Source organism: Arthrobacter sp. SRS-W-1-2016 (genome assembly GCF_002009585.1).
In the GTDB taxonomy this organism is placed as follows: domain Bacteria; phylum Actinomycetota; class Actinomycetes; order Actinomycetales; family Micrococcaceae; genus Arthrobacter; species Arthrobacter bambusae_A.
This window is the reverse complement of record NZ_MTPV01000034.1, coordinates 51,734-72,740: the sequence shown is the minus strand read 5'-3', so window position 1 is coordinate 72,740 and position 21,007 is coordinate 51,734. Positions and strand designations below refer to the sequence as shown.

The following is a 21,007-nucleotide window of genomic DNA, read 5'->3' as shown; positions in this document are numbered from 1 at the left end:
CCAGTCAGTTCAAATAGACTTCATCACAGGCCGTACTTCTCCAACAGGCGCAGCCACACCTCGCTGATGGTCGGGAACGACGGCACCGCGTGCCATAGGCGGTCCAGTGGGACTTCGCCCACAATCGCGATGGTTGCGCCGTGCAAAAGCTCGGCTACTCCAGGCCCGGCGAACGTCGCGCCCACCACCACCTTCCGGTCCTCGTCCACCACCAGTTGCGCCCAGCCTTCGTAATTTTCCGAATGCAGCTGTGAGCCGGACACGTTGATGGGGAGTTCAACCGAGCTTGCATTGATGCCCTTTTGCAGCGCCTGCTTGAGGCTCGGACCCACGGATGCCACTTCCGGATCCGTGAAGACCACGCTCGGGATCGCATATTCGTCGGCCGTCTTCGCCAGGGAACTCCACGGTTTCGGGGTGCCATGGAGGGTTCCTTGGGCGCGGGCCACAATGGCGTCGCCCGTTGCCCTGGCCTCGTACTTGCCCTGATGGGTGAGGAAGACCGACCCCGCGGCGTCGCCGGCTGCGTAGAGCCACAGCCCGCTGGTCCCGTCGCTCGCTGCGCCCTCAACCAAGCCGCTCGAGTCTGTTGTGAGGCGCAAAGGCTTGCCCTCTTCGGCGTCGAGACCCACGTTTTCGAGTCCCAGATTGTCAAGAGAAGGCCGACGACCTGTGGCCACCAGCAACTCGTCACTCTTCAAGACCGTGCCGTCGCCCAGCGTGACGCTGAAGGCAGTGTCCGGGTTGTGTTCGACGAGCGTGGTGTCTGTCCCAAGATGGAGATCGACGCCGTCGGCCCGGAGTCCCGCGGCAACCAGATTGGCGGCTTCCTCGGGAAATGCGCTCAACAGTCGGCCTCGGGCAACGATCGAAACCGACGAGCCTAGGCGGGCGAACGCCTGGGCAAGTTCGACGCTGGCCACCCCGCCGCCCAACACGATGAACCGTTGAGGGATGTGCCGCACCGAGGTGGCCCCGCGGGTTGTCCAGTAAGGCACGTTGCGCAAGCCGTCGATTTTCGGGATGAGCGGTGTGGACCCGGTGGCCACCACCACGGCGTGATGGGCTTTGAGCGAGTAGCTGGCGCCGTCCTTGCCGTCCACTTGGACTTCGCGGGGGCCCGTGATGCGCGCCCGGCCCCGGATGAGCTCGATCCCCGTATCTACGAGCCATTGGACCGCTCCGTCGTCCTGCCATTTGTTGGTGAAGTAGTCGCGGTACTTCAGGACCGGTGCGGGGTCCAGGACCTTGGTGACGGAGTCCGACGCCCCGGGCACTGATTGTGCCGTGTGCAGTGCGGTTCCCGGCCGAAGGAGCGCCTTGGAGGGTATGCACGCCCAATAGGAGCATTCCCCTCCGACGAGCTCGGCCTCCACAATTGCGCAAGTGAGGCCTCCCCGGACCACACGGTCTGCAACGTTCTCGCCCACAGCCCCGGCGCCGATCACGATGACATCGAATTCCCGGATATTCTCCTCAGCCATGGGAGAAGCCTACGCCCGGACACAGGCCGGGATGAGGGACCCGGCCACGGATTCTGCAGGGTCAGGCCTCCATTGCGCCTCTGAACCAGCTGGTGATGCTCGCCGGATGCGTGATGGCGGTACCGACGACGACGGCGAACGCCCCGGCGTCGAGCGCCTGGCGGGCTTGTGCGGGGGTGTGGATGCGGCCCTCGGCGATGAGCGGCTTGCCTAGTCCGGCGCCGGCGATTTCCGCGAGAAGCTCAAGGTCGGGGCCGTCTGTCTTGGCACGTTCCCCGGTGTACCCGGCCAGCGTGGTGCCGATCAGGTCAGCACCGGCTTCGACGGCGGCCACAGCATCAGCGAAGGAACCGCAGTCGGCCATCACCAGGGCGTGCGATTCGGCGTGGATTCCGTCAATGGTTTGCTTGAGGCTCAGGCCGTCGGGACGCGTGCGCCGCGTGCCGTCGATAGCCACGACGTGAGCGCCGGCATTCGCGACGGCGAGGGCGTGCCGGAGCGTCGGGGTGATGAACACGCCGTCGTGCCCGTCCTTCCAGAGCCCGATCACCGGAACCTCCACCGCGGCGCGGGTGAACTGGACATCCGCGAGGCCCTGGACCCGGACCGCGGCGGCACCACCGATAACCGCCGACGCCGCCACCTGGCCGGTGGTCCGGGGATCCCGCATGGGCTCGCCCGGGTAGGCCTGGCACGACACGATCAATTGCGAGCGGAGGGCTTCGAGGCCGTCGGGGGTCAAGATCATGGGGGTCTCCTTGCGAGGTTGTTCGGGGGATTGGATTTCCGGGTGTTCGCGTGTCAGTTCAGGACGAGTTTGGCAGCGCCCACAATCGCCGCGGTATTCCCTAGCGCCGCGGGAAGCACGGGAATGTCAGCAAGCGGGCCCATAAGCTCTTTGCGCAGGGCGCGTTCCATGGGTTTCCACCAGAAATCTCCCGCATCTGCGAGACCGCCGGAAACCACTACCGTCTCCGGGTCGAGGATGTTGACGAGGCCGCCAATCGCCTGCCCGGCAGCACCCGCGCCCGCCCCGATGGCTTTGATGGCGGCAGCACTGTCAGCCGCGGCGGCACTATCGCCGTCGCGAGCCACGGCAAACACGGCACGCGTGTCCGCGATCTCGGGGGAGCCCCCGAAACGGACGAACGACTCATGGATGGCCGGCCCCGAGGCGATCGCCTCGACGTGGCCCGAGCCGCCGCACACGCACGGGAGGGCTTTGCCCTCGTGATAGGCGTACGGCGACGCAAAATGCCCCACGTGCCCACCTACAAAGTGGTGCCCCAAAACAGGAGAGCCGTCCAGCACAAAGCTGCCGCCCACACCTGTCCCGAAAGCCACCATCAACGAACTCGAAGACCCCGCAGCCGCCCCGCGCCATGCCTCACCCAAAGCATGCGCATGCACATCATTGACTGCACTGACCGAGCCCCGCGGCAAGCCAAGGAGTTGCGCCAGCCCGGCCGTCAACCTTGTCCCGGCCCACCCCAGAATCGCATCAGTCGCCGAAACCACCTCACCATTCACTGCATCGATGACCCCGGCAGAACCCACGCCAACACGCCGGACGTCGATTCCCGCACCCGCAGCCCGCCGCATGAGCCGCTCCACGAGGGCCGCCGTCTCCCGCAAGATAGCGTTGCCCCCATCCCGATTCAGCGTTGGAATCTGCTCCGAGAACAACACCTCCCCGTCGGCCCCCACAACACCCGCGGCAGTCTTCGTCCCCCCAAGATCAACCCCGACCACGTACATCATGTTTGTCCTCCGGATCGTTCGATTGCTGAGTTTGAGCCCGCGCGTTGCGGTTGCGTCTGGTCAGGTTAGCTGTGGCTAGGTCAGCGCGGACCCATCATTTCGCCGGCGCTTAGACACCTCCCGACGTTCCGCTACGGTCGCTAAGCGACCTCCGCAGAACTCTGGTCGGCGATGCGCGCCTACACGAAACAATGCGCCCGCGCTTTGCGCTGTCGCCTCGCCGATCGGGACGGGCCGCTCACTGCCGCCTCCGGCGGCACAGTGCGGATCCCGGCCCCGCTACAAAGGTTCCCCGATCGCCCGAGTGGCGGAGGGACGGTTTTGTGTAGTCCCGCATCGCCGACCAGAGCTGCATGGACGTCGCTCAGCGACGGTAGTGCGGCGTCGGGAGGTGTCTAAGGGACGGCAAAACTGGTCCGCCGGCACGACCCGACCACTGGAATCCACCTAAGGTGACGCTGACTGCAACCCGCTTAGGTGAGCGGCGATCCGAAACTCAGGCGGGCCGAGCCGGCGCCGCCTCCCTAGACCAGGCCGTTGCGTTCGAGGATCGTCCGGATTGCGGAGGTTTCTTTGGCGTTCAGGGAGAGCATCGGGGCGCTCATGGTGTTGGATTCGATGATGCCCATGATTTGGAGGGCCGTCTTGAAGGCGCCTAGTCCTGCTGCGCCGCCGGAGACTCGGCCGTTGGGGGTGTAGACGATGTCGAAGAGGTCGGCGAGGCGGTCTTGTTCGGCGGCCGCGGCGGTCCAGTCTCCGTCTTGGGTGGCGTCGAACAGGCGGCGGTAACCGGCGGGGTCGACGTTGCCGAGGCCGGGGACTACGCCTTGGGCGCCGGCGAGGAGGGCGCCGTCGACGACGATTTCGTGGCCCGTGAAGATGTCGAAGTTGGGGATGTCCTTGGCTGCGAGGACGAGTTGGCGGAAGGAGACGTCGTCGCCGGAGGAGTCCTTGACGCCTGCGAGGACGCCGTCGCGGCCGAGGCGGACCAGGAGGTCGGTGGGCAGTTTGAAGTGGGTGCGGACGGGGACGTCGTAGGCGAAGATCGGCTTGTCCACGGCAGCGTGGATGCTGCGGAAGTGGGTTTCGGTCTCCTCGGCGTTGCCGATGGCGTAGTACATGGAGGTGACCACGATGGCGTCGGCGCCGAGATCCACGACTTTGCGTGCTTCTTCGATGACGCGGTTGGTGGTTTGCTCGTTGGCACCCACGATCAGGGGCACGGCGCCGGCGTTCGCGTCGGCGATCGTGGAGACGACGAGTTCGCGCTCCTCGTTGGTCATGTAGGGGACTTCGCCCGAGGAGCCCAACACGAAGAGGCCGGACACGCCGCCGTCGAGCAGGTGCTTGGTGACGTTCTTCAGGGACGCGGTGTCAACGCGGCCGTCAGCGTGGCGGGGGGTGATGACCGGGGGAATGACGCCCTGGAACTGAGTAGACACAGAAATCTCCGTTGCTTGGATCTGGATGGGAAAAACTTAGGTGTGAAGCAGGCTGGGCGCGGCGCCGAGCAGCTTCTTGGTGTAGTCGTTGCTCGGGTTGTCGAAGACCTGGGCGGCCGGGCCTTCCTCGACGATCTGTCCGAAGTACATGACGCAGATGCGGTCGGAGACGTAGCGGACGGTCTGGATGTCGTGCGAGATGAAAACCATGCCGAGGTTCAGCTGGGTTTTCAGGTCGGACAGCAGGTTGAGGACTTGGGCGCGGACGGAAACGTCGAGGGCCGACGTCGGCTCGTCCGCCACGATGATGTCCGGGTCCAGGGCGAGGGCGCGGGCAATCGCCACGCGCTGGCGCTGGCCGCCGGAAACCTGCGACGGCGTGACCTCGCCGGCCGATTGCGGCAGGCCGACGAGGGCCAGCAGTTCCTTGACCTTGTCGGAGCGAGACGCCGCGTTGCCGATGCCGTGCACCTGCAGGGGATCGGTGAGGATGTCCTGGATGGTCATGCGCGGATTGAGTGCCGTGGCCGGGTCCTGGAAGACCACGGAGACGGCGCGTCCGAATTCCTTGCGCATCCGGGCGTTGCGTTTGATGGCCGGCTTGCCGTGGAAGAGAACCTGGCCCGACGTCGGGGCCTGGAGTCCCACGAGCACTGAAGCGAGCGTGGACTTGCCGCAGCCGGACTCGCCGACGATGCCGACCGTTTCTCCGCGGCTGATGCTGAAGTCCACGCCGTTGACTGCCTTGACGATGTTCGGCCGGAAGAGACCGCCCGTGCGGGCACGGTGGTGGACCTTGACGTCTTTGAGCTCGATGACCGGCTTGCCGGTTGAAACGCTCACTTTGCGTCCTCCTTCAGGTGGCTTGCCCAGTAGTGGTCGCGGTCTGCTCCGTCGCCGGCAGGATCGACAACGGCGAGGACCAATTGCTGGTTCGGGTCGGCGTCGGGCCTCAGCGAGCGGGCTGCAAAGCGGTCGCCGGGAGCGAAATCGCGCGGCGACGGGACGGTGCCGGGGATCTGGTGGAGGCGGACGGCGTCGGCCTCGATGGAAAGGACGGCGCCCAACAGGCCGCGCGTGTATTCGTGCCGCGGGTTTTGCAGGAGCTCCGAAGCCTGTGCGGATTCCACCACCTGGCCGGCGTACATGACCGTGATCCGGTGCGCCAGGGAGGCGACGAGGGCGAGGTCGTGGCTGACGAAGACCATGGCGAAGCCGAGCTGTTCGCGCAGTTCGTTGAGCAGTTCCACTACCTGTTTCTGGACGGTGACGTCGAGGGCGGTGGTGGGTTCGTCTGCCACCACGATCTTTGGCGAGCGGGAGAGCGCCATGGCGATCAGGACGCGTTGGCGCTGGCCGCCGGAGAGCTCGTGCGGGTAGCTGGCGAGCGTCCGGACGGGGTCGAGCTTCACCATTTCCAGCAACTCGGCGGGGGTCTTGCGGCCGCCTCGCCTGGTCAGCTGGGTCATCTGCTCCTTGATTTTCATGGAAGGGTTAAGCGAGCTCAACGCATCCTGGTAGACCATGGCGATCTGTTCGCCGCGCAGGCCCTGGTAGGCCTTGGCGTTGCTGTGCTTCGAGCCGGAATCCAGGAGTTCCTTGCCGTCGAAGGTGATGGCCCCGGTGATCTCGGCGGTCTTTGGCAGGAGGCCCATGATCGCGAGGGAGGTGATGGACTTGCCGCAACCGGATTCGCCCACCAGGCCCATGGTCTCCCCTTCGCGGACGGTGAAGGAGACGTTGTCCACGATCGCGGTTTCGCCGAAACGGCCGGGGAAGCGGATGGACAGGTTCTTGACCTCCAGCACGTTGCGGGCGCCAGCGGGGACCTGGGGGAGCCGGTCCGTGCGCTTGGCCTCGATGGACGCGAGGAGCTCGAGCTCCTTATCCAGCAGGGCGTGGGGATTCTCCGCTGCGAGTCGCGGATCATTCAGGACAGACGCCGCGTAGTCCTCTTCCGAGAGCGGATCGCCGTTGGCGGCGCGGACGCCGTCGAGCTCGTGCTGCTCGACCACGGAAGACTGGGCTACCGACGTCGCGATCTCGGTATCGACGGCGGCACCGGTCACTGCCGCGCCCGCAAAGGCAGCGGCAGCACCGTCGTCGTCCTTCACAACGGGAGCCTTGCGCAGCTTCGGGTTCACCATGGCATCGGTGAGGCCCTCGGCGAGGATGTTCAACGCAAGCACGGTGAGCAGGATGGTGAGGCCGGCGAAGGTGGTTGCCCACCAGCCGCCGGACAGGACAAGGTTGCGGCCGTAGGAGATCACGTTGCCCCACGACGGCGCGGGATCCTGGACACCGGCCCCGAGGAAGGACAGGGATGCTTCGAGGATGATGGCGTCGGCCACCATGACCGTGGCGAAAACCAGCACCGGGGCCGCGGTGTTGCGGACAATGTGCTTGAGCAGGATGTAGGCACGGCCGGCACCCATCACGCGTTCGGCGCGGACGTAGTCTTCACCGTATTGGGAGAGCACATTGGCGCGGACCACGCGGGCGAGCTGCGGCGTGTAGATGATGGCGATCGCGACGATGATCGTGGGCAGCGAGTTGCCGAATGCGGCCAGGAGTACGGCTGCGAGGGCGATGCCCGGGAACGCCATGAGGATGTCCATGAGGCGCATGATGATCTCGCTGACGGCTTTACTGGACGTCGCGGCCAGCGAGCCAAGCACGGCGCCGACGACGATCGCGAGGGCAACAGCACCGAGGCCGATCATGAGCGAAGACTGCGAACCGTAAAGGAGCCGGGAGAAGACGTCCCGGCCCAGGCGGTCGGTACCGAAGAAGTGGTCGCCGTCCGGCGCTTGCGCCGGAATGAACGTTTCCAGGGGATCGTGCGGCGCGATGACCGGGGCGAAGATCGCAGCCAGGGCGATGACCACGAGGAACAACAAGGCAAAACGCGATCCCCACGGGAGGGACTTGAAGCGGACGCCCGGGGCGCTGAGCCGTTCAGCAAGTTTGCTGCGCATGGCTATACCGTCCTGATTCGGGGGTTGATGAGCAGGTACAGGAGGTCAACCACGATGTTCACCAGAACGAAGGTGACCGAGATGGTAAGGACCACGCCCTGGACCAGGTTGACGTCCAGGTTGGTGATCCCGTTGAGGATCAGCTGGCCCATGCCGGGAAGGGCGAAGATCATTTCAATCACGACGGCGCCGCCCAGGAGGTAGCCGATCCTGAGCCCCAGCACGGTCACCGGAGTCACAAGCGCGTTGCGCAGGACGTTCCGGGAAACCACCTCGCGGTAGGGGACCCCGTTGCCGATGGCTGTCCGGACGTAGTCACGGTCGAGTTCCTCCACCATGGACGTGCGGACCACTCGGATGAGGGAAGCCGAGACCGGAATGCCGAGGGCGAGGGCCGGGAGCGCCATCGAGTTGAGCCAACCGCCGAAGCCGGACTCCGGCGTCGCGATTCCACCCGAGGGAAACAGCGGGTTGTCGCCGAGCGCGAACCACTGGATGAGGAGGATGCCAAGCCAGAAGGACGGGGTGGCGATAGCCGCGATGGAGAAGATCCGGACCAGCTGATCCTGCCATTTGTCGCGGTAAAGGGCGCCGATGATGCCGAAGACCAAGGACAGGACGACGGCGATGATCACGCCGAGGAACGTCAGCTGGAGGGTCAGCGGGAAAGCCGAGGCGATCATGCTCGCCACGGACTTGGACGGCGGGGTGGTGACGCCAAGATCGAGATGCAGGAGCCTGCCGAGGAAACGGAAGTATTGGACGAACAGGGGATCGTTCAGGCCGTTGTCCTGGCGGTACTGCTGTTTGGCTGCCTCGCTGGCGCCTTCGCCGAGGGCCGAGCTGGCCTGGTCGCCTGGTGCTGCTTGAAGGACGAGGAAGACCAGCAGCGTGATGCCCAGGATCATCAAGGGCAATGCTGCGAGCCTGCGTCCAAGCAGACGCAATATCATGACCAATTTGTTCTCCGGTTGCTTTGGTGCGGGTACCCAACTGACTCGCAGTAGGTGTCGTTTTGAGCCGTCTAAACGACAACAAATGCGAGTCAGTTGGGCGGCTCAGCGTGTGGTGTGGCTAGGCTGTGCGGCCGACGCCGATGAAGGACAGTCCCGTGGTGGGCAGCGGCTTGAAGCCCGACAGCTTCTTTTCGTCCCAGGCACTGGGGAGCTGGCGGTGGAACAGCGGGTACAAGGGAAGTTCCTCGGAGACGAGGTCCACGATTTGGCCGGTGATCTTCTTCGCGTCAGCGGCCGCGGCCTGTGATCCCTTATCCATCAGGCCCTGGAGGGTGGCGCTTTCCGGGGTAGTCCAGTAGGCGCGCTTGGCCATCCAGGTGGCGCCGGAGTAGAACCAGCTCAAAAGCAGGTCCGCGTCGTTGCCGAAGACGGAGGGGTCGCCAGGGGCCGCGACTACCGAGAAGTCGGCCTTGCCGACCCTGTCTGAGTACAAGGCTCCGGACTGCAGGTTCTTCGCGGTGACCTTGACGCCGGGGATCTTGTTCCAGGATTCCAGCATCAGCGGGGCAACGTCCTTGACCCAGGCGGTATCCGTGGTGAGCAGCTCGAATTCGAGGTTGCTCACGCCGGCCTGCTTGAGGAGGTCCGCGGCCTTCTGGGGATCGTAGCCGTAGACGTTCTTTGCCTTGACGTAGTCCGGGTGGCCCTCCTGGAAGTACGACGACGCGGCCTTCGCATTGCCGAACAAGGCCTTCTTGATGATGGCGTCCTTGTCCAGTCCATAGTGGAGTGCCTGGCGGACCAGCTTGTTGTCGAACGGGGCCTTGGCACAGTTGAACATCAGGAACAGCATGCCGAAGGACTGCACGGATTCAACCCGTGTCTTGGACTTGAGCCCGTCCATGTCCAGGTAGGGGACGTCTTCGATGGCCTGGACGCGTCCCGACTGGGCTGCGGTGACACGGGCTGCCGCGTCCGAGAGCAACAGCCAGGTCATCCCCTTGGCGAGTGCCGGTTTGGGGCCGTTGTAATCGGCGAATGCTTCGAAGACGATCTTGTCGTCTTTGACGGCCGAGATCAGCTTGTAGGGGCCGGAACCGACGGGCTTGGCATCGAATCCCTTCTGATCGGTCGAGGCCAACGCCTTCGGAACCACCTTCACCACGGAGATTCGCGGTCCGAAACCGGGGAAGGGGTATTTCAGCGAGAATTCGACCGTCTTCGCGTCGAGGGCCTTGACGTCTTTGATGAAGGGAATGAACTGGGAGAACAAGGACTTGTTGGCCGGGTCCATCACGCGGGTGAAGGAGTAGACAACATCGTCGGTGGTGACGGGGGCTCCGTTGTGGAACTTGGCGCCGTCGCGGATGGTCACCTGGTACGTGGTGTCGTTGACCTTTTTGGGGTCGCTCGCGGCCAGCGCGTTATAGGGCTCGCGGGTAGCGGGGTGGAGTTCCACGAGGCCTTCGAAGATGTGCAGGTTGGCGGCCTGCGGCGTGGCGCCGGAGGACGTCAGCGGGTCGAAACCCGTGGACAAGGCATAGGAGATGCCTGCTTCGATGGTGAGGTCCTTGTTGACGGCCGCAGTGTTGTTTGCTCCGCCCGTCGTGGTGGAGGCAGGACCGCCACACGCGGACAGGGTGGCCGTGAACGCTGCCGCGGCTCCGATCGCCCCGGTCAGCTGGAGGAAGTTGCGCCGGCTCGCGTCGCTGACCAGCGGCAGTTTGTTAATCGTGTTGCTCATAAGATGCCTCACCATTCAAGTTTTCTGGTTATCGGATGTAGGACATCCGATGCTCGTAAAGAAACTGTAAGGGCGGTCACACGAAGTCGTCAAGCGAGATCTGGATCACTGGCGACCCGACGGGCGGCTCCGGCACTGCCGGCGGCGTGCCAGCGGGGCTGCCGTTGGGGCCTTGCGCCGCGGTTCACCGGCGGGGTCGGCCTGGGGCTCGGTCAAAAAGAAGGGCGAACATCTATCAAGGAGATGGGACATCCGATATTGTATGTTGCGAAGCACTATATCCACGGTGGGCGCTAGGCTCACCTCAACATTAACACTGCACTGATTCCTTGTCCCCGGTCCTCAGGGGATCCAGGCCAAGGATGAGTACTTTTGCAAGGAGAGCCATGACCACTTCCGGTGTCGTTCCGCAGGCGCGGTTCAGCGCACAGGCCCGGCTCAGGGCCCTCCAGTCGGACATTATGGAATTGATCCTCGAGCGCGAGCTCGAGGCGGGCGATCCATTGCCCACGGAAAACGAACTCTCCGTGGCTTTGGGCGTAGGGCGCAACACGCTGCGCGAGTCCCTGAAAGTTCTGCAGGCCCTCGGTGTCATCGAGATCCGCCATGGCTTTGGCATGTTCGTCGCCCCGAGCAACTTCGAGGCGCTCGCCGACGGCCTGACGTTCCGGGGCCGCTTGTCGCTGCGCCACCAGGGGCTCGAGGCGCTGCAACTCGTGGACGTGCGCCAGGCCCTCGAATCGGGGCTGATCGGATCCTCGATGGATGTGATGACCACCGAGCAGCTCGCTTTGATCGAAGAAGCCGTCAAGCAGATGGAGGAGCTCGCGAACTCCGGCGAGAACTTCGTCGCCGCCGACGCCGAGTTCCACCGCCGGCTGTTCGAGCCGCTGAACAACGAGCTCCTCATCAACCTGATGGGCGTCTTCTGGAAGGTCTACCGGAAAATACACGTGGAAATCGGCTCCGACAACGAAGATCTTGTAGCCACGGCGGCCATGCACCGAAGCATCTACACCGCCGTCGCCACCGGGGACAAGGCCGCGGCAGCCGAACTGCTCAACCGCCACTTCGATGGAATCCGCCGCCGCATCAGCGACGCCGTCGCGGTCTAAAGCCTGGCACCCAAGCTCACGGGCCGCCGTCGTACTTTGTCATGAAGTACGACGGCGGCCGTTGCCTTTTGTGCGCGCGGCACTTGGAGGGCGCCCCAACCAAACTCGGCCTGGAATTTAACGAAAAAAGACCCGCACCGGAGCCGGTGCGGGTCTTGATTTGTGCGCCCAGAGGGATTCGAACCCCCGGCCTTCTGTTCCGTAGACAGACGCTCTATCCAGCTGAGCTATGGGCGCATCTTGGTGATTCTGGGGAGTTTCAAACTCGTTCCCCCCTCGAACCTCAATAAACTTTACGCGAGATCGCTGTTGGTGCCAAATCGATGCGGTGTAATCTGCCTAACTAGACCGGTCTATGTGACCTTGGTCACTAAATTTGGCAAATCTTTGACGCAGATCCTTGATTTTTAGGGGTTTTGCGTCGAAATGGTCAAGAGATCCCATGTCTGGACCCAGATTGGTCTACTCCGCGACCCCTAGCATTTAGGACACACCACTGAACCCGAGGAAGGGAACCACGATGGGCGATCTGGCGCGACTGCCGTTGCTTGAGAAGGCACCTACTACGCATGCACGCCTGTTGGCCTGGGTGGAGGAAGTAGCCGAGCTGACACAGCCGGACCGCATCCACTGGGTCGACGGCAGTGAAGCTGAAAACAAGAAGCTGACCGACGAACTCGTTGCGGCCGGCACCCTGAAGAGGCTGAACCAAGAGCTCTTCCCCAACTCTTTCGCTGCATTCTCTGATCCCGCGGACGTAGCCCGCGTGGAAGAACAGACCTACATCTGCTCCGAGAAGGAGCACGACGCAGGCTTCACCAACAACTGGATGGCTCCGGCCGAGATGAAGCAGAAGCTGCGCGGGCTGTTCGCCGGCTCCATGCGCGGCCGCACCATGTACGTCATTCCGTTCGTCATGGGCCACCTGGATGCCGAAGATCCGAAGTTCGGCGTCGAGATCACCGACTCCGCCTACGTTGTTGCCTCGATGCGCATCATGGCCCGCATCGGCACGGACGTCCTTGAGCGCATTTCGCAGACCGACGCTTTCTTCGTCCCCGCGTTGCACTCCCTCGGCGCTCCGTTGGAAGCCGGCCAGGCCGACGTCGCATGGCCTTGCAACCCCGACAAGTGGATCGTGCACTTCCCGGAAGAGCGCTCCATTTGGTCCTTCGGCTCCGGCTATGGCGGCAACGCACTCCTCGGCAAGAAGTGCTACGCCCTCCGCATCGCGTCCGTCATGGCCCGCGACGAAGGCTGGCTGGCCGAGCACATGCTCATCCTGAAGCTGACTTCGCCTGAGCAGAAGACCTACTACATCTCCGCGGCATTCCCCTCCGCTTGCGGCAAGACCAACCTCGCCCTGCTCGACCCCACCATCAAGGGCTGGAAGGTGGAGACCCTCGGCGACGACATCACCTGGATGCGCTTCGGCAAGGAAGGCGAGCTCCGCGCCGTCAACCCCGAGGCCGGCTTGTTCGGCGTCGCTCCCGGCACCGGTTGGGGCACCAACCCCAACGCCATGCGCGCCATTGCCAAGGGCAACAGCATCTTCACCAACGTTGCGCTGACCGACGACGGCGGCGTCTGGTGGGAGGGTATGACGCAGGAAACTCCGGCGCACTTGACCGACTGGCAGGGCAACTCCTGGACTCCCGAGTCCGACAAGCCTGCTGCGCACCCGAACTCCCGCTTCTGCACCCCGATCGACCAGATCGACATGCTCGCCGAGGAGTACTTCAGCCCCGACGGCGTGGAGCTCTCCGCGATCCTCTTCGGCGGCCGCCGCAAGACCACCATCCCGCTGGTCACCGAGGCCCGTGACTGGTCCAACGGCATCTTCATGGGTTCCACGCTGTCCTCCGAGACCACCGCTGCTGCGGCCGGTGCGGTTGGCGTCGTGCGCCGCGACCCCATGGCCATGCTGCCGTTCATTGGCTACGACGCAGGCGACTACCTGAACCACTGGGTCAACCTGTCCGCCAAGGCCAACCCTGAGCGGCTGCCCAAGATCTTCCTGGTCAACTGGTTCCGCCGCACTGCCGAGGGCGGATTTGCCTGGCCCGGCTTCGGTGACAACGCCCGCGTCCTAAAGTGGGCCATCGAGCGGCTTGAAGGCAACGCCGACGCCGTCGAGACCCCCATCGGCTTCGTGCCGACCGGCGAGGCCATCGATCTCGAAGGCCTGGACATGACCCCCGCCGAGGTGGAAGCCGCAGTACGCGTCGACCCGGCCGAGTGGGAGACCGAACTGGCATCGATCGAGGAATGGTACGCAAAGTTCGGCGGTTCCCTGCCAGCCGCGCTCATCTCCGAGCTCGACGGACTGAAGGCCCGTCTGGCCTAGCCCACCTGCCGAACCTGGCTTACGACGACGGCGATCCCGCACCTGGTGCGGGATCGCTGTCGTCGTTTCCGCGCGGTGGAGCAGTCGTCGCGGAGCATTGTGCCGTGATCGGGCCGAGAGTAGCTTTTAGAGAACCAGCAGTTCTCTAATTCCGGGGGTCCGCGTTATGGACGATGCCCAGCAGCACACCAAAGACTCCACGGGGTCGGGACCGCCTGAAGCGCCGAAGCCGACCATCGCGTCCTTGGCCCAATTTGGCGTGGGGGACATCGCCGTTGCCGGTGGAAAAGGTGCCGCCCTGGGGGAGTTGGTGCGTCAGGGGTTTCCCGTGCCGCCGGGATTTATCCTCACCACGGACGCGTACTCGTCCTTCCTGGCGGAAACGAACGTGGGTGCCGCGCTGGGCGGTTTCCTGTCCGGCGGGCCGGATGAAGCTCCCGACGGCGGCGATGGTACCGGTAGTGCGGCACTCCGGGCCCTCTTCGCCGGGGCGGAAATGCCCGGCTGGCTGCGGCAGGAGATCCTCGATGCCTATGCGGGGCTGGGCGGCGGGCCAGTCGCGGTCCGCTCCAGCGCCACGGCGGAGGATCTTCCGGGAGCCGCGTTCGCCGGTCAACAGGACACCTATCTCAACGTGCTCGGCGGAGACGGTGTAGTCCGGGCGGTCGCCAATTGCTGGGCATCGTTGTGGACGGACCGGGCCATGGCCTATCGCCGACGGCAGGGGATCGATCCGCACGAGGTGGCGATCGCCGTCGTCGTGCAAAAAATGGTGCCCGCCGCGATGGCGGGCGTGCTGTTCACTGCGAACCCGGTCACGGGCGAGCGCGGCGAGATGGTGGTGGACGCGAACCCCGGGCTGGGGGAGGCCGTGGTCTCCGGGAGGGTGACGCCGGAGCACTACGTGCTGGACCGCTCGGGGAAAACGCTGAGTTTCACGCCCGGTGGCCGCGAGGTGGTGATCAGCGTGGCCGAGGGTGGCGGTACGCAGGAAAACTCCGGTACACAAAGCACGAAACCAGGGCTCGCCGCGGAGGAATTGGCGGAACTTGCCAGGCTGGGAACGAAAGCCCAGCAACATTTCGGCCGGCCACAGGACATCGAGTGGGCGGCGGTCGACGGAACGCTGTACATCCTGCAGTCGAGGCCCTTGACCGCGCTCCCGCCCCAACCGCCCGTCCTCAACGCGGTCCAACGGCGCGTCGGGCCGTTCTTCATCGAGATGTTCCAGGAGCGGCCCTATCCCTTGGACGTATCCGGCTGGATGAGTAGGGGGATCCTCGCCATGCTGCACGGGATGGCCGGGAGCGTGGGGGTGGTCTTCCCCGCGGTGGAGGAGTTGCTGCCGGAGGAAGACGGGGTGGTGGTGCAGCTCATCCCGCCGGTTCCGCGCCCGACTGTCCGGACGATTGCCGCACCGCTGTCCTTGTTGCGCCGGGCGAGGCGATTCAAGGCCGCCGCCTGGACCCGGGATCCGCGTTTCTCCCTGTTCCTCGGCAACATCGAACGACTGAACGGCACAGACCTCGGCCCGTTGCGGTGGCGCGTGGTTGTTGCATTTGCCGAGGAATGCTTCGCGGCGATGCAGAGCATCACAGATTTGAGGGTTTCGTATCTGCCGGGCATCCTGGTGCCGGTGCTGAAAATGAGGTTGATGCTCTTGCTCCTGGGCAAGACGAAGCTTGCGCCTGCGTTGATCGCCGGGGCGGAAACGCGGACGAGCCAAGCGAACAGGGCCCTCGAACGGCTCGCTTCCATCGCGGCGGACGATCCAGGGTTGTCCCGCGCGTTACTTGGTTCGGCACCCCGTGAGCTCCTGGACGTGGTGGAAAAGGAACCCGGTCATCGCGCATTCCGAGAGGCTTTCGAGGAGTTCCAGCTCGAGTACGGCCACCGCGAAACCACGAGCGTTGTCCTCAGTAGTTCGCCTACGTGGTCCGATGCCCCCGAGGTGGTTCTGGGGTTGGTCAAGGCCATGTCTGGAGAACGGCCTCAAACAGTTGACCAGTCCGGGGATGCGCTCGCGGCACTGAAACGCCATCCGGCTCTCCGCTTCGAACCGCTGCGTCGGCGAGTGCTCGCCGCCGTCGAATCCGCACAAGCCGGCATGGCGTTCCGCGAGGACAGCCACTTCTACGCGACCAAAGCCATCCCGCCGATCCGCCGGGCCTACCGGGAGCTAGGCCGCCGGTTGGTGTTGGCCGGCGTGCTCGATGAGCCCGACGAAATCTATCACCTGCGGTTCGAGGAACTTGAGTCCATCAAGGACAACGACGACGGCGCGCTGCCGGCTTCGCTCCGTGACCGATTCCGGCCGCTGGTGCTGGCGCGCGCGGCGAAGCGGCGCGGGCTCGAAGGCATCCCGTTGCTCGATCCGGCTTTGCTCTTCGCCCGGAACCGCAAGGTCGAAGGGGCCCTGGTCTCCGGCACTCCGGCCAGCCGGGGCCAAGCGACCGGTCCGGTCCGTGTGATCCGTGGACCGGCGGAGTTCGGACGGTTGCGCAGTGGAGAGGTCCTCGTCTGCCCGTATACCAACCCGGCCTGGACGCCGCTGTTCCAGAGGGCCGCCGCGGTTGTGGTGGACGCCGGTGGGCTCGGCTCACATGCGGCGATTGTCGCGAGGGAATACGGCATTCCGGCCGTCATGGGAACCGGCTCTGGCACGAGTATCCTGGCCGACGGCCAACGGGTATTCGTGGACGGAACCCGGGGAGTGGTCCTGCCGGCCGCTTCGGCGGAGAGGCCTTGAGATGCCGCAGCAGCGGGATCACCGGAAGCTGCCGCGCCGCCGCGGGGCGGCCCTGAACAGCGCAATCTTCAAGGCGGTCCGGGAAGAGATCGCCGAATCCGGCTACGCAGGGTTGACCATGGACAGCGTTGCCGAGCGCGCCAGGGCGAGCAAGGCGTCGCTCTACCGGCGGTGGCCCGGGCGCGCGGCCCTGGTCCTCGAAGCAGCCTACGATGCCATGCCTGGTCCGGCGTCCGCGCCCGATACCGGTAGCCTGCGCGGGGATGCCCTCGCGATCCTGCGGCTCGTGGCCCAGCAACTGGAAGGAGCAGTAGGGCAAGCCATGCGCGGGCTCTTGGGGGAGGCGCTGCAGAATCCGGCGGTGGCGGCTGAGATCCGGGAGTACGCCCGCGGCAACGTGGCAAAGATCATGCGCGCGATCATTGAGCAGGCCGCGTCCCGCGGCGAATGCGATCCGAGCGTAGCGACGGAGACCAGGATCGAGGCCGGCCCCGCCTTGTTGCGGCAGCGGTTCATCTTCTCGGGCGCGCCGATCGACGACGAATTCCTGGTGCACGTGGTGGACGAGGTGATGCTGCCGCTGCTAAAGGCCGGGCCGCCCAACTGACTCGCAGTAGGTGTCGTTTTGGGGCCTCTAAACGACACCTACTGCTTGCTAGTTGGCGAGCCAGATGTCCGGGCCGAAGACCTCGTAGTGAATCTTTGTGGCGGGGATTCCGGCGTTGATCGCTTCGTTGCGGATGTGCTTCATGAACGGCAGCGGTCCGCACAAGTACAGTGAGGCGTCGGCCGGAAGGTCCACCTCGCGCAGTGACATGAAGCCCGCTTTGGCCCCGGCCTGTGGTTCTTCTAGCCAGAGCTGCAGCTCGGCCGCGTCCAAGCGCTCGACGTCGTCCGTCATCTGGCCGCGAAGCGCCCAACTGTCCAGATTGCTCTCGGCGTGGAGCACCAGGATCCGGCGGTCGGAGCCGGAATCGGCGAGCGAACGCAGGATGGAAGCCGTCGGCGTGCAGCCGATGCCGGCCGAGGCGAGGACGACGGGACCGTTGCCATCTTTGAGCGTGATTTCGCCGTAGGGATTGGAGATCCCCAGGACATCGCCGACCTCGACGTCGTTGTGCAGCACGGGCGAAACCTCACCGCCGTCGTCGATCTTGGTCGTGAAGCTGCGGCTGGTGCCGGCGTCGCCGGAAAGCGAGTACTGACGGACCTGGCGCAAGCCGTCCGGGAGCGTGACCTTGACGCTGATGTATTGGCCCGGCAGTGCTTCGGTGATGGGGGTGTCGTCGGCCGCCTGCAGGATGAAGGTCATGGACCCGGTGCCGGCGGGAGTCTTGGACGCCACCTTCCATGGGCTCCACATTTCGCCATTGGCCTGCGCCGCGTACAGTCCCTTTTCGAGCTTGATCAACGCGTCCGCCATGAGCCAATAGACCTCTGTCCAGGCTTCGGCGATTTCAGGGGTGATGACCTCGGCCAGGTCCTCCGCGATCGCGGCGAAGAGGTGCTCATAGACCACGTGGTACTGCGGCTCGGTGATCCCCAAGGATGCGTGGCGGTGTGCAATGCGTGACAGGACTGTCTCCGGTAGTGTGCCGGGGTTGCTCACCAGATGGCTTGCGAAAGCAGCGATGCTTCCGGCCAATGCCTGCTGCTGGCTGCCGGAGCGCTGGTTCGAACGGCTGAACAGCCCGTCGAGCAGCTCGGGGTGCGCTGCGAAGAGGCGGGAGTAGAACTTGGGGGTGATGTCACCAATCCGGGAGCCGACGAGCGGCAAAGTGGCCTCGATGACGGGGAAGGACTTGTCCGAGAGCATAGGTACTCCTGTCTTAATGGCCCGCGGTTGCATGCGGACCGGCCAATACTTGTATTTGAAATGCAAGTATCTATAGCTAAATTTCTACACGCCGTAGAAGGATTTGGCTAATCGGCAGCCCACCGACCGTCGGCGGGCGCTCCAACACGGTCTTACAGTCCGGGTCGCAACCCGATCGCCTGGAATACAGGCGCCATTTGTCGCAAACGCGGAAGGGAAGAGACGACGACGTCGTCCAGCTCCCGGTAAAAGGCCTCCCTCGCGCGGGCCAGGGCGTGGCGCAAGCCGCATTCAGTGATCAGAGGGCAGTCGCCATGGGCGGATTGGCACTCGGCGGGGTCGGGTCTGGTATTCAGTTCCCGCAGAATCTGGCCAATGGTGGCTTTCTGTCCGGCGGCACTGAGCCTGGATCCACCGTTGCGGCCGCGCTCGACGTCGATGAGGCCCAGCTCCCGCAGCCGAACAATGGCCTTGCTGACATGGTGGTACGGAGTTCCCACGGCGTCGGCGATGTTTTGGGTCGTCAGGAGTTCACCTGCGGGCGCGGACGAGAGAACCAGGAGCGCACGCAGGCTCACATCCGCGAAGGCATTGATCTTCATGCCCTCAAGCTTACGGAGTAAGGTCTAGTCCACCCATACGAGGGGTTCATTGGTGTCGGCTTCGGCGTTGTCGAAAGTGAAGCCTTCGGCAGTCCGGACATAGGGGACAACGGCTGCCATCACTCGGCCGCCGCGATGCTCAGCTGCGGCGTGGATCCCGTCAGAGCCGTGTTCCGGAAGGATTACGTCGCTCGCAATCGCCACCGCACGGTATTCGTCACGGCCTTGGCGCAGCAATTCGAGGATGTCCGCCAGCATCAAGTCTGTGTCGACGCTTCCCTCATCGTCAGGCTCTCCAGGGGTTACGAAGACGATCCGAAGTTCGTCATCCTCATCGAGAGTGACACCGAATGGCAGGAATCCTCCGTTTTGCTCCAAGTGTTCCTGTGCCGTTGCCAAGGCGGCACCCAGGGTTTCACGCACTTCACGGAGTTCGTGTTCCTCAGTGCTTTCGAGGCCTTTGGTTGTGGTGCTCATGCTGCTGCTCCCTTCCGGGGCCGCCTGCTAGGACCGGACCAGCGCGAGGACGCGGTCCCGGACCTTTTCCATGGTGGCAACGTCCTTCGCCTCGGCATTCAGGCGCAAGAAGGGCTCCGTGTTGGACGGACGAAGATTGAACCACCAGCTGCCGTCTTTCGCGGTGAAGGTGCTGCCATCCATGGTGTCCACGTCGACGTCTTCGCCGTCGAAATCGACGCGGACCCGCTCAATGGCCCCTGCCTTGTCTTCGATTTCGGAATTGATTTCACCGGAAGAGACGTAAGGCTCGTACTGGCGGCCAAGCTCAGACAGCGGACCGTCCTGCTCGCCCAATGCCGCCAAGACGTGCATGGCTGCGAGCATACCGGTGTCGGCGTTCCAGAAATCGCGGAAATAGAAGTGTGCCGAGTGTTCGCCGCCGAAGACGGCTCCTTCTTCTGCCATGACGGCCTTGATGAACGAGTGCCCCACGCGCGTGCGCACAGCCCTGCCACCATCCATCGCCACGAGTTCCGGGACTGCCCGCGAGGTCAGCAGGTTGTGGATGATCACGGGGGTCTCTTCACCGGCGGCCTGTGCGCGGGCGATTTCCCGGCGGGCAACCATCCCGGTGATGGCAGACGGAGATACCGGTTCGCCCTTCTCGTCGATCACGAAGCAGCGGTCGGCGTCGCCGTCGAACGCCAGGCCGATATCCGCGCCGTGCTCGATGACTGCGGCCTGCAGATCGCGCAGGTTTTCGGGCTCAAGGGGATTGGCCGGATGATTCGGGAAGGAGCCATCCAACTCAAAGTACAGGGGGACGATCTCGAACGGCAGGGCGGGAAGCAGCTGATCGCCAAGCACTGCCGGGGTGGTCAGCCCGGCCATGCCGTTTCCGGCGTCGACGACGATCTTCAGCGGACGCGAGCCGTTCAGGTCAACCAGACTGCGCAAGTACTCCGAGTAGTCCTTCAGGACATCGCGGGTGCTGATCTTGCCCTGCACCTCTGCGGCCGGAATGCTTCCCGTGTTGAGGTACTCCTCAGCCAGTGCCTGGATTTCCTTGAGGCCTGTTTCGGACGAGATCGGCTGGGCGCCGGCCTTGGACATCTTGATGCCGTTGTACTCGGCTGGGTTGTGGCTTGCGGTGAACGTGGCGCCGGCTGCATTGAGGGCGCCGCACGCGTAGTAGAGCTCGTCGGTGGAGATGAGGTCCAGGAGCTGGACATTGGCGCCGCGACGGGCGGCGCCGTCGGCGAATGCCTTGATGAATTCGGGGGATGACGGGCGCATATCGCCGCCAACCAGCACAGTCTCGCCAGCGAGGCCGAGGGTGTCGACGAAGGCCGCGCCGACGGATTCCACGATGTGCGACGTGATGGATTCGCCGACGATTCCCCGGACGTCATAGGCCTTGAAGGAAGCCGAGAGGTCAAATGTCTTGTTCTGCTCGCTAGTCACGCGCTCAATCTTACTGTGGAGCGAGGTCGTCGCGACGCCGTGGCTTCATCTATGTGGAAAACGTTTGTCCACATAGATGAAGTCACGGGT

Annotated in this window: 16 protein-coding genes and 1 tRNA gene; 4 read left to right on the top strand and 13 right to left on the bottom strand. The window is 64.4% G+C overall.

Going from position 1 to position 21,007, the window contains the following annotated elements:
- Window positions 1-23 precede the first annotated feature (23 nt).
- From BMF89_RS08125 to BMF89_RS08090, 8 genes are all read right to left on the bottom strand, one after another.
- Entirely contained in the window at window positions 24-1,484 is a 1,461-nt protein-coding gene (locus tag BMF89_RS08125) for an NAD(P)/FAD-dependent oxidoreductase (RefSeq protein WP_078106584.1), read from the bottom strand.
- Window positions 1,485-1,545: 61 nt separating this feature from the next.
- Entirely contained in the window at window positions 1,546-2,232 is a 687-nt protein-coding gene (locus BMF89_RS08120; RefSeq protein ID WP_078106583.1) for an N-acetylmannosamine-6-phosphate 2-epimerase, read from the bottom strand.
- Between the two features lie 53 nt (window positions 2,233-2,285).
- Entirely contained in the window at window positions 2,286-3,245 is a 960-nt protein-coding gene (locus tag BMF89_RS08115) for an ROK family protein (protein ID WP_078106582.1), read from the bottom strand.
- A gap of 524 nt (window positions 3,246-3,769) precedes the next feature.
- A complete protein-coding gene (locus BMF89_RS08110; RefSeq protein WP_078106581.1) occupies window positions 3,770-4,687 on the bottom strand; it encodes a dihydrodipicolinate synthase family protein in 918 nt (305 codons plus the stop codon).
- A gap of 36 nt (window positions 4,688-4,723) precedes the next feature.
- The gene (locus BMF89_RS08105; RefSeq protein ID WP_078106580.1) at window positions 4,724-5,530 is read right to left on the bottom strand and encodes an ABC transporter ATP-binding protein; all 807 of its coding nucleotides are present in this window, start codon (window positions 5,528-5,530) and stop codon (window positions 4,724-4,726) included.
- The gene (locus tag BMF89_RS08100) at window positions 5,527-7,665 is read right to left on the bottom strand and encodes a dipeptide/oligopeptide/nickel ABC transporter permease/ATP-binding protein (RefSeq protein WP_078106579.1); all 2,139 of its coding nucleotides are present in this window, start codon (window positions 7,663-7,665) and stop codon (window positions 5,527-5,529) included. Before BMF89_RS08100 ends, BMF89_RS08105 begins: the two co-directional genes overlap by 4 nt.
- 2 nt (window positions 7,666-7,667) lie before the next feature.
- Complete coding sequence (locus BMF89_RS08095; RefSeq protein WP_290439671.1) at window positions 7,668-8,618, bottom strand: ABC transporter permease; 951 nt, start codon at window positions 8,616-8,618, stop codon at window positions 7,668-7,670.
- Window positions 8,619-8,739: 121 nt separating this feature from the next.
- The gene (locus BMF89_RS08090) at window positions 8,740-10,380 is read right to left on the bottom strand and encodes an ABC transporter substrate-binding protein (RefSeq protein ID WP_078106577.1); all 1,641 of its coding nucleotides are present in this window, start codon (window positions 10,378-10,380) and stop codon (window positions 8,740-8,742) included.
- A 371-nt stretch (window positions 10,381-10,751) separates the two neighbouring features.
- Between BMF89_RS08090 and BMF89_RS08085 the strand changes: the two genes are divergently transcribed.
- The gene (locus BMF89_RS08085; RefSeq protein ID WP_078106576.1) at window positions 10,752-11,480 is read left to right on the top strand and encodes a FadR/GntR family transcriptional regulator; all 729 of its coding nucleotides are present in this window, start codon (window positions 10,752-10,754) and stop codon (window positions 11,478-11,480) included.
- Between the two features lie 163 nt (window positions 11,481-11,643).
- Here the strand turns inward: BMF89_RS08085 and BMF89_RS08080 are convergent.
- Window positions 11,644-11,717: transfer RNA gene (locus BMF89_RS08080), tRNA-Arg, on the bottom strand.
- Between the two features lie 283 nt (window positions 11,718-12,000).
- Here BMF89_RS08080 and BMF89_RS08075 point away from each other — a divergent pair.
- The 3 genes from BMF89_RS08075 to BMF89_RS08065 all read left to right on the top strand — a co-directional run bounded on the left by BMF89_RS08075 (window position 12,001) and on the right by BMF89_RS08065 (window position 17,183).
- Window positions 12,001-13,827, top strand: a complete 1,827-nt coding sequence (locus tag BMF89_RS08075) for a phosphoenolpyruvate carboxykinase (GTP) (RefSeq protein ID WP_078106575.1) — start codon at window positions 12,001-12,003, stop codon at window positions 13,825-13,827.
- Window positions 13,828-13,993: 166 nt separating this feature from the next.
- Complete coding sequence (locus BMF89_RS08070; protein ID WP_078106574.1) at window positions 13,994-16,576, top strand: PEP/pyruvate-binding domain-containing protein; 2,583 nt, start codon at window positions 13,994-13,996, stop codon at window positions 16,574-16,576.
- Window position 16,577: 1 nt separating this feature from the next.
- Window positions 16,578-17,183 carry a TetR/AcrR family transcriptional regulator gene (locus BMF89_RS08065; protein WP_078106573.1) on the top strand — a complete coding sequence of 202 codons (606 nt, stop codon included), beginning with the start codon at window positions 16,578-16,580 and terminating at the stop codon, window positions 17,181-17,183.
- Between the two features lie 48 nt (window positions 17,184-17,231).
- On the opposite strand, the gene BMF89_RS08060 is transcribed toward BMF89_RS08065, so the two are convergent.
- From BMF89_RS08060 to BMF89_RS08045, 4 genes are all read right to left on the bottom strand, one after another.
- Entirely contained in the window at window positions 17,232-18,392 is a 1,161-nt protein-coding gene (locus BMF89_RS08060) for a globin domain-containing protein (protein ID WP_078106572.1), read from the bottom strand.
- A gap of 152 nt (window positions 18,393-18,544) precedes the next feature.
- Window positions 18,545-18,994 carry an Rrf2 family transcriptional regulator gene (locus tag BMF89_RS08055; RefSeq protein ID WP_078106571.1) on the bottom strand — a complete coding sequence of 150 codons (450 nt, stop codon included), beginning with the start codon at window positions 18,992-18,994 and terminating at the stop codon, window positions 18,545-18,547.
- Between the two features lie 24 nt (window positions 18,995-19,018).
- Complete coding sequence (locus BMF89_RS08050) at window positions 19,019-19,471, bottom strand: hypothetical protein (RefSeq protein WP_078106570.1); 453 nt, start codon at window positions 19,469-19,471, stop codon at window positions 19,019-19,021.
- A 27-nt stretch (window positions 19,472-19,498) separates the two neighbouring features.
- Window positions 19,499-20,917, bottom strand: a complete 1,419-nt coding sequence (locus BMF89_RS08045) for a phosphomannomutase/phosphoglucomutase (protein ID WP_078106569.1) — start codon at window positions 20,915-20,917, stop codon at window positions 19,499-19,501.
- Window positions 20,918-21,007 lie beyond the last annotated feature (90 nt).

Excerpts from the sequence above, each read along its gene's own strand:
- BMF89_RS08125 (WP_078106584.1), bottom strand. The coding sequence starts at position 1,484 with ATGGCTGAGGAGAATATCCGGGAATTCGATGTCATCGTGATCGGCGCC.
- BMF89_RS08120 (WP_078106583.1), bottom strand. The coding sequence starts at position 2,232 with ATGATCTTGACCCCCGACGGCCTCGAAGCCCTCCGCTCGCAATTGATC.
- BMF89_RS08115 (WP_078106582.1), bottom strand. The coding sequence starts at position 3,245 with ATGATGTACGTGGTCGGGGTTGATCTTGGGGGGACGAAGACTGCCGCG.
- BMF89_RS08100 (WP_078106579.1), bottom strand. The coding sequence starts at position 7,665 with ATGCGCAGCAAACTTGCTGAACGGCTCAGCGCCCCGGGCGTCCGCTTC.
- BMF89_RS08095 (WP_290439671.1), bottom strand. The coding sequence starts at position 8,618 with ATGATATTGCGTCTGCTTGGACGCAGGCTCGCAGCATTGCCCTTGATG.
- BMF89_RS08090 (WP_078106577.1), bottom strand. The coding sequence starts at position 10,380 with ATGGTGAGGCATCTTATGAGCAACACGATTAACAAACTGCCGCTGGTC.
- BMF89_RS08085 (WP_078106576.1), top strand. The coding sequence starts at position 10,752 with ATGACCACTTCCGGTGTCGTTCCGCAGGCGCGGTTCAGCGCACAGGCC.
- BMF89_RS08075 (WP_078106575.1), top strand. The coding sequence starts at position 12,001 with ATGGGCGATCTGGCGCGACTGCCGTTGCTTGAGAAGGCACCTACTACG.
- BMF89_RS08070 (WP_078106574.1), top strand. The coding sequence starts at position 13,994 with ATGGACGATGCCCAGCAGCACACCAAAGACTCCACGGGGTCGGGACCG.
- BMF89_RS08065 (WP_078106573.1), top strand. The coding sequence starts at position 16,578 with ATGCCGCAGCAGCGGGATCACCGGAAGCTGCCGCGCCGCCGCGGGGCG.
- BMF89_RS08060 (WP_078106572.1), bottom strand. The coding sequence starts at position 18,392 with ATGCTCTCGGACAAGTCCTTCCCCGTCATCGAGGCCACTTTGCCGCTC.
- BMF89_RS08055 (WP_078106571.1), bottom strand. The coding sequence starts at position 18,994 with ATGAAGATCAATGCCTTCGCGGATGTGAGCCTGCGTGCGCTCCTGGTT.
- BMF89_RS08050 (WP_078106570.1), bottom strand. The coding sequence starts at position 19,471 with ATGAGCACCACAACCAAAGGCCTCGAAAGCACTGAGGAACACGAACTC.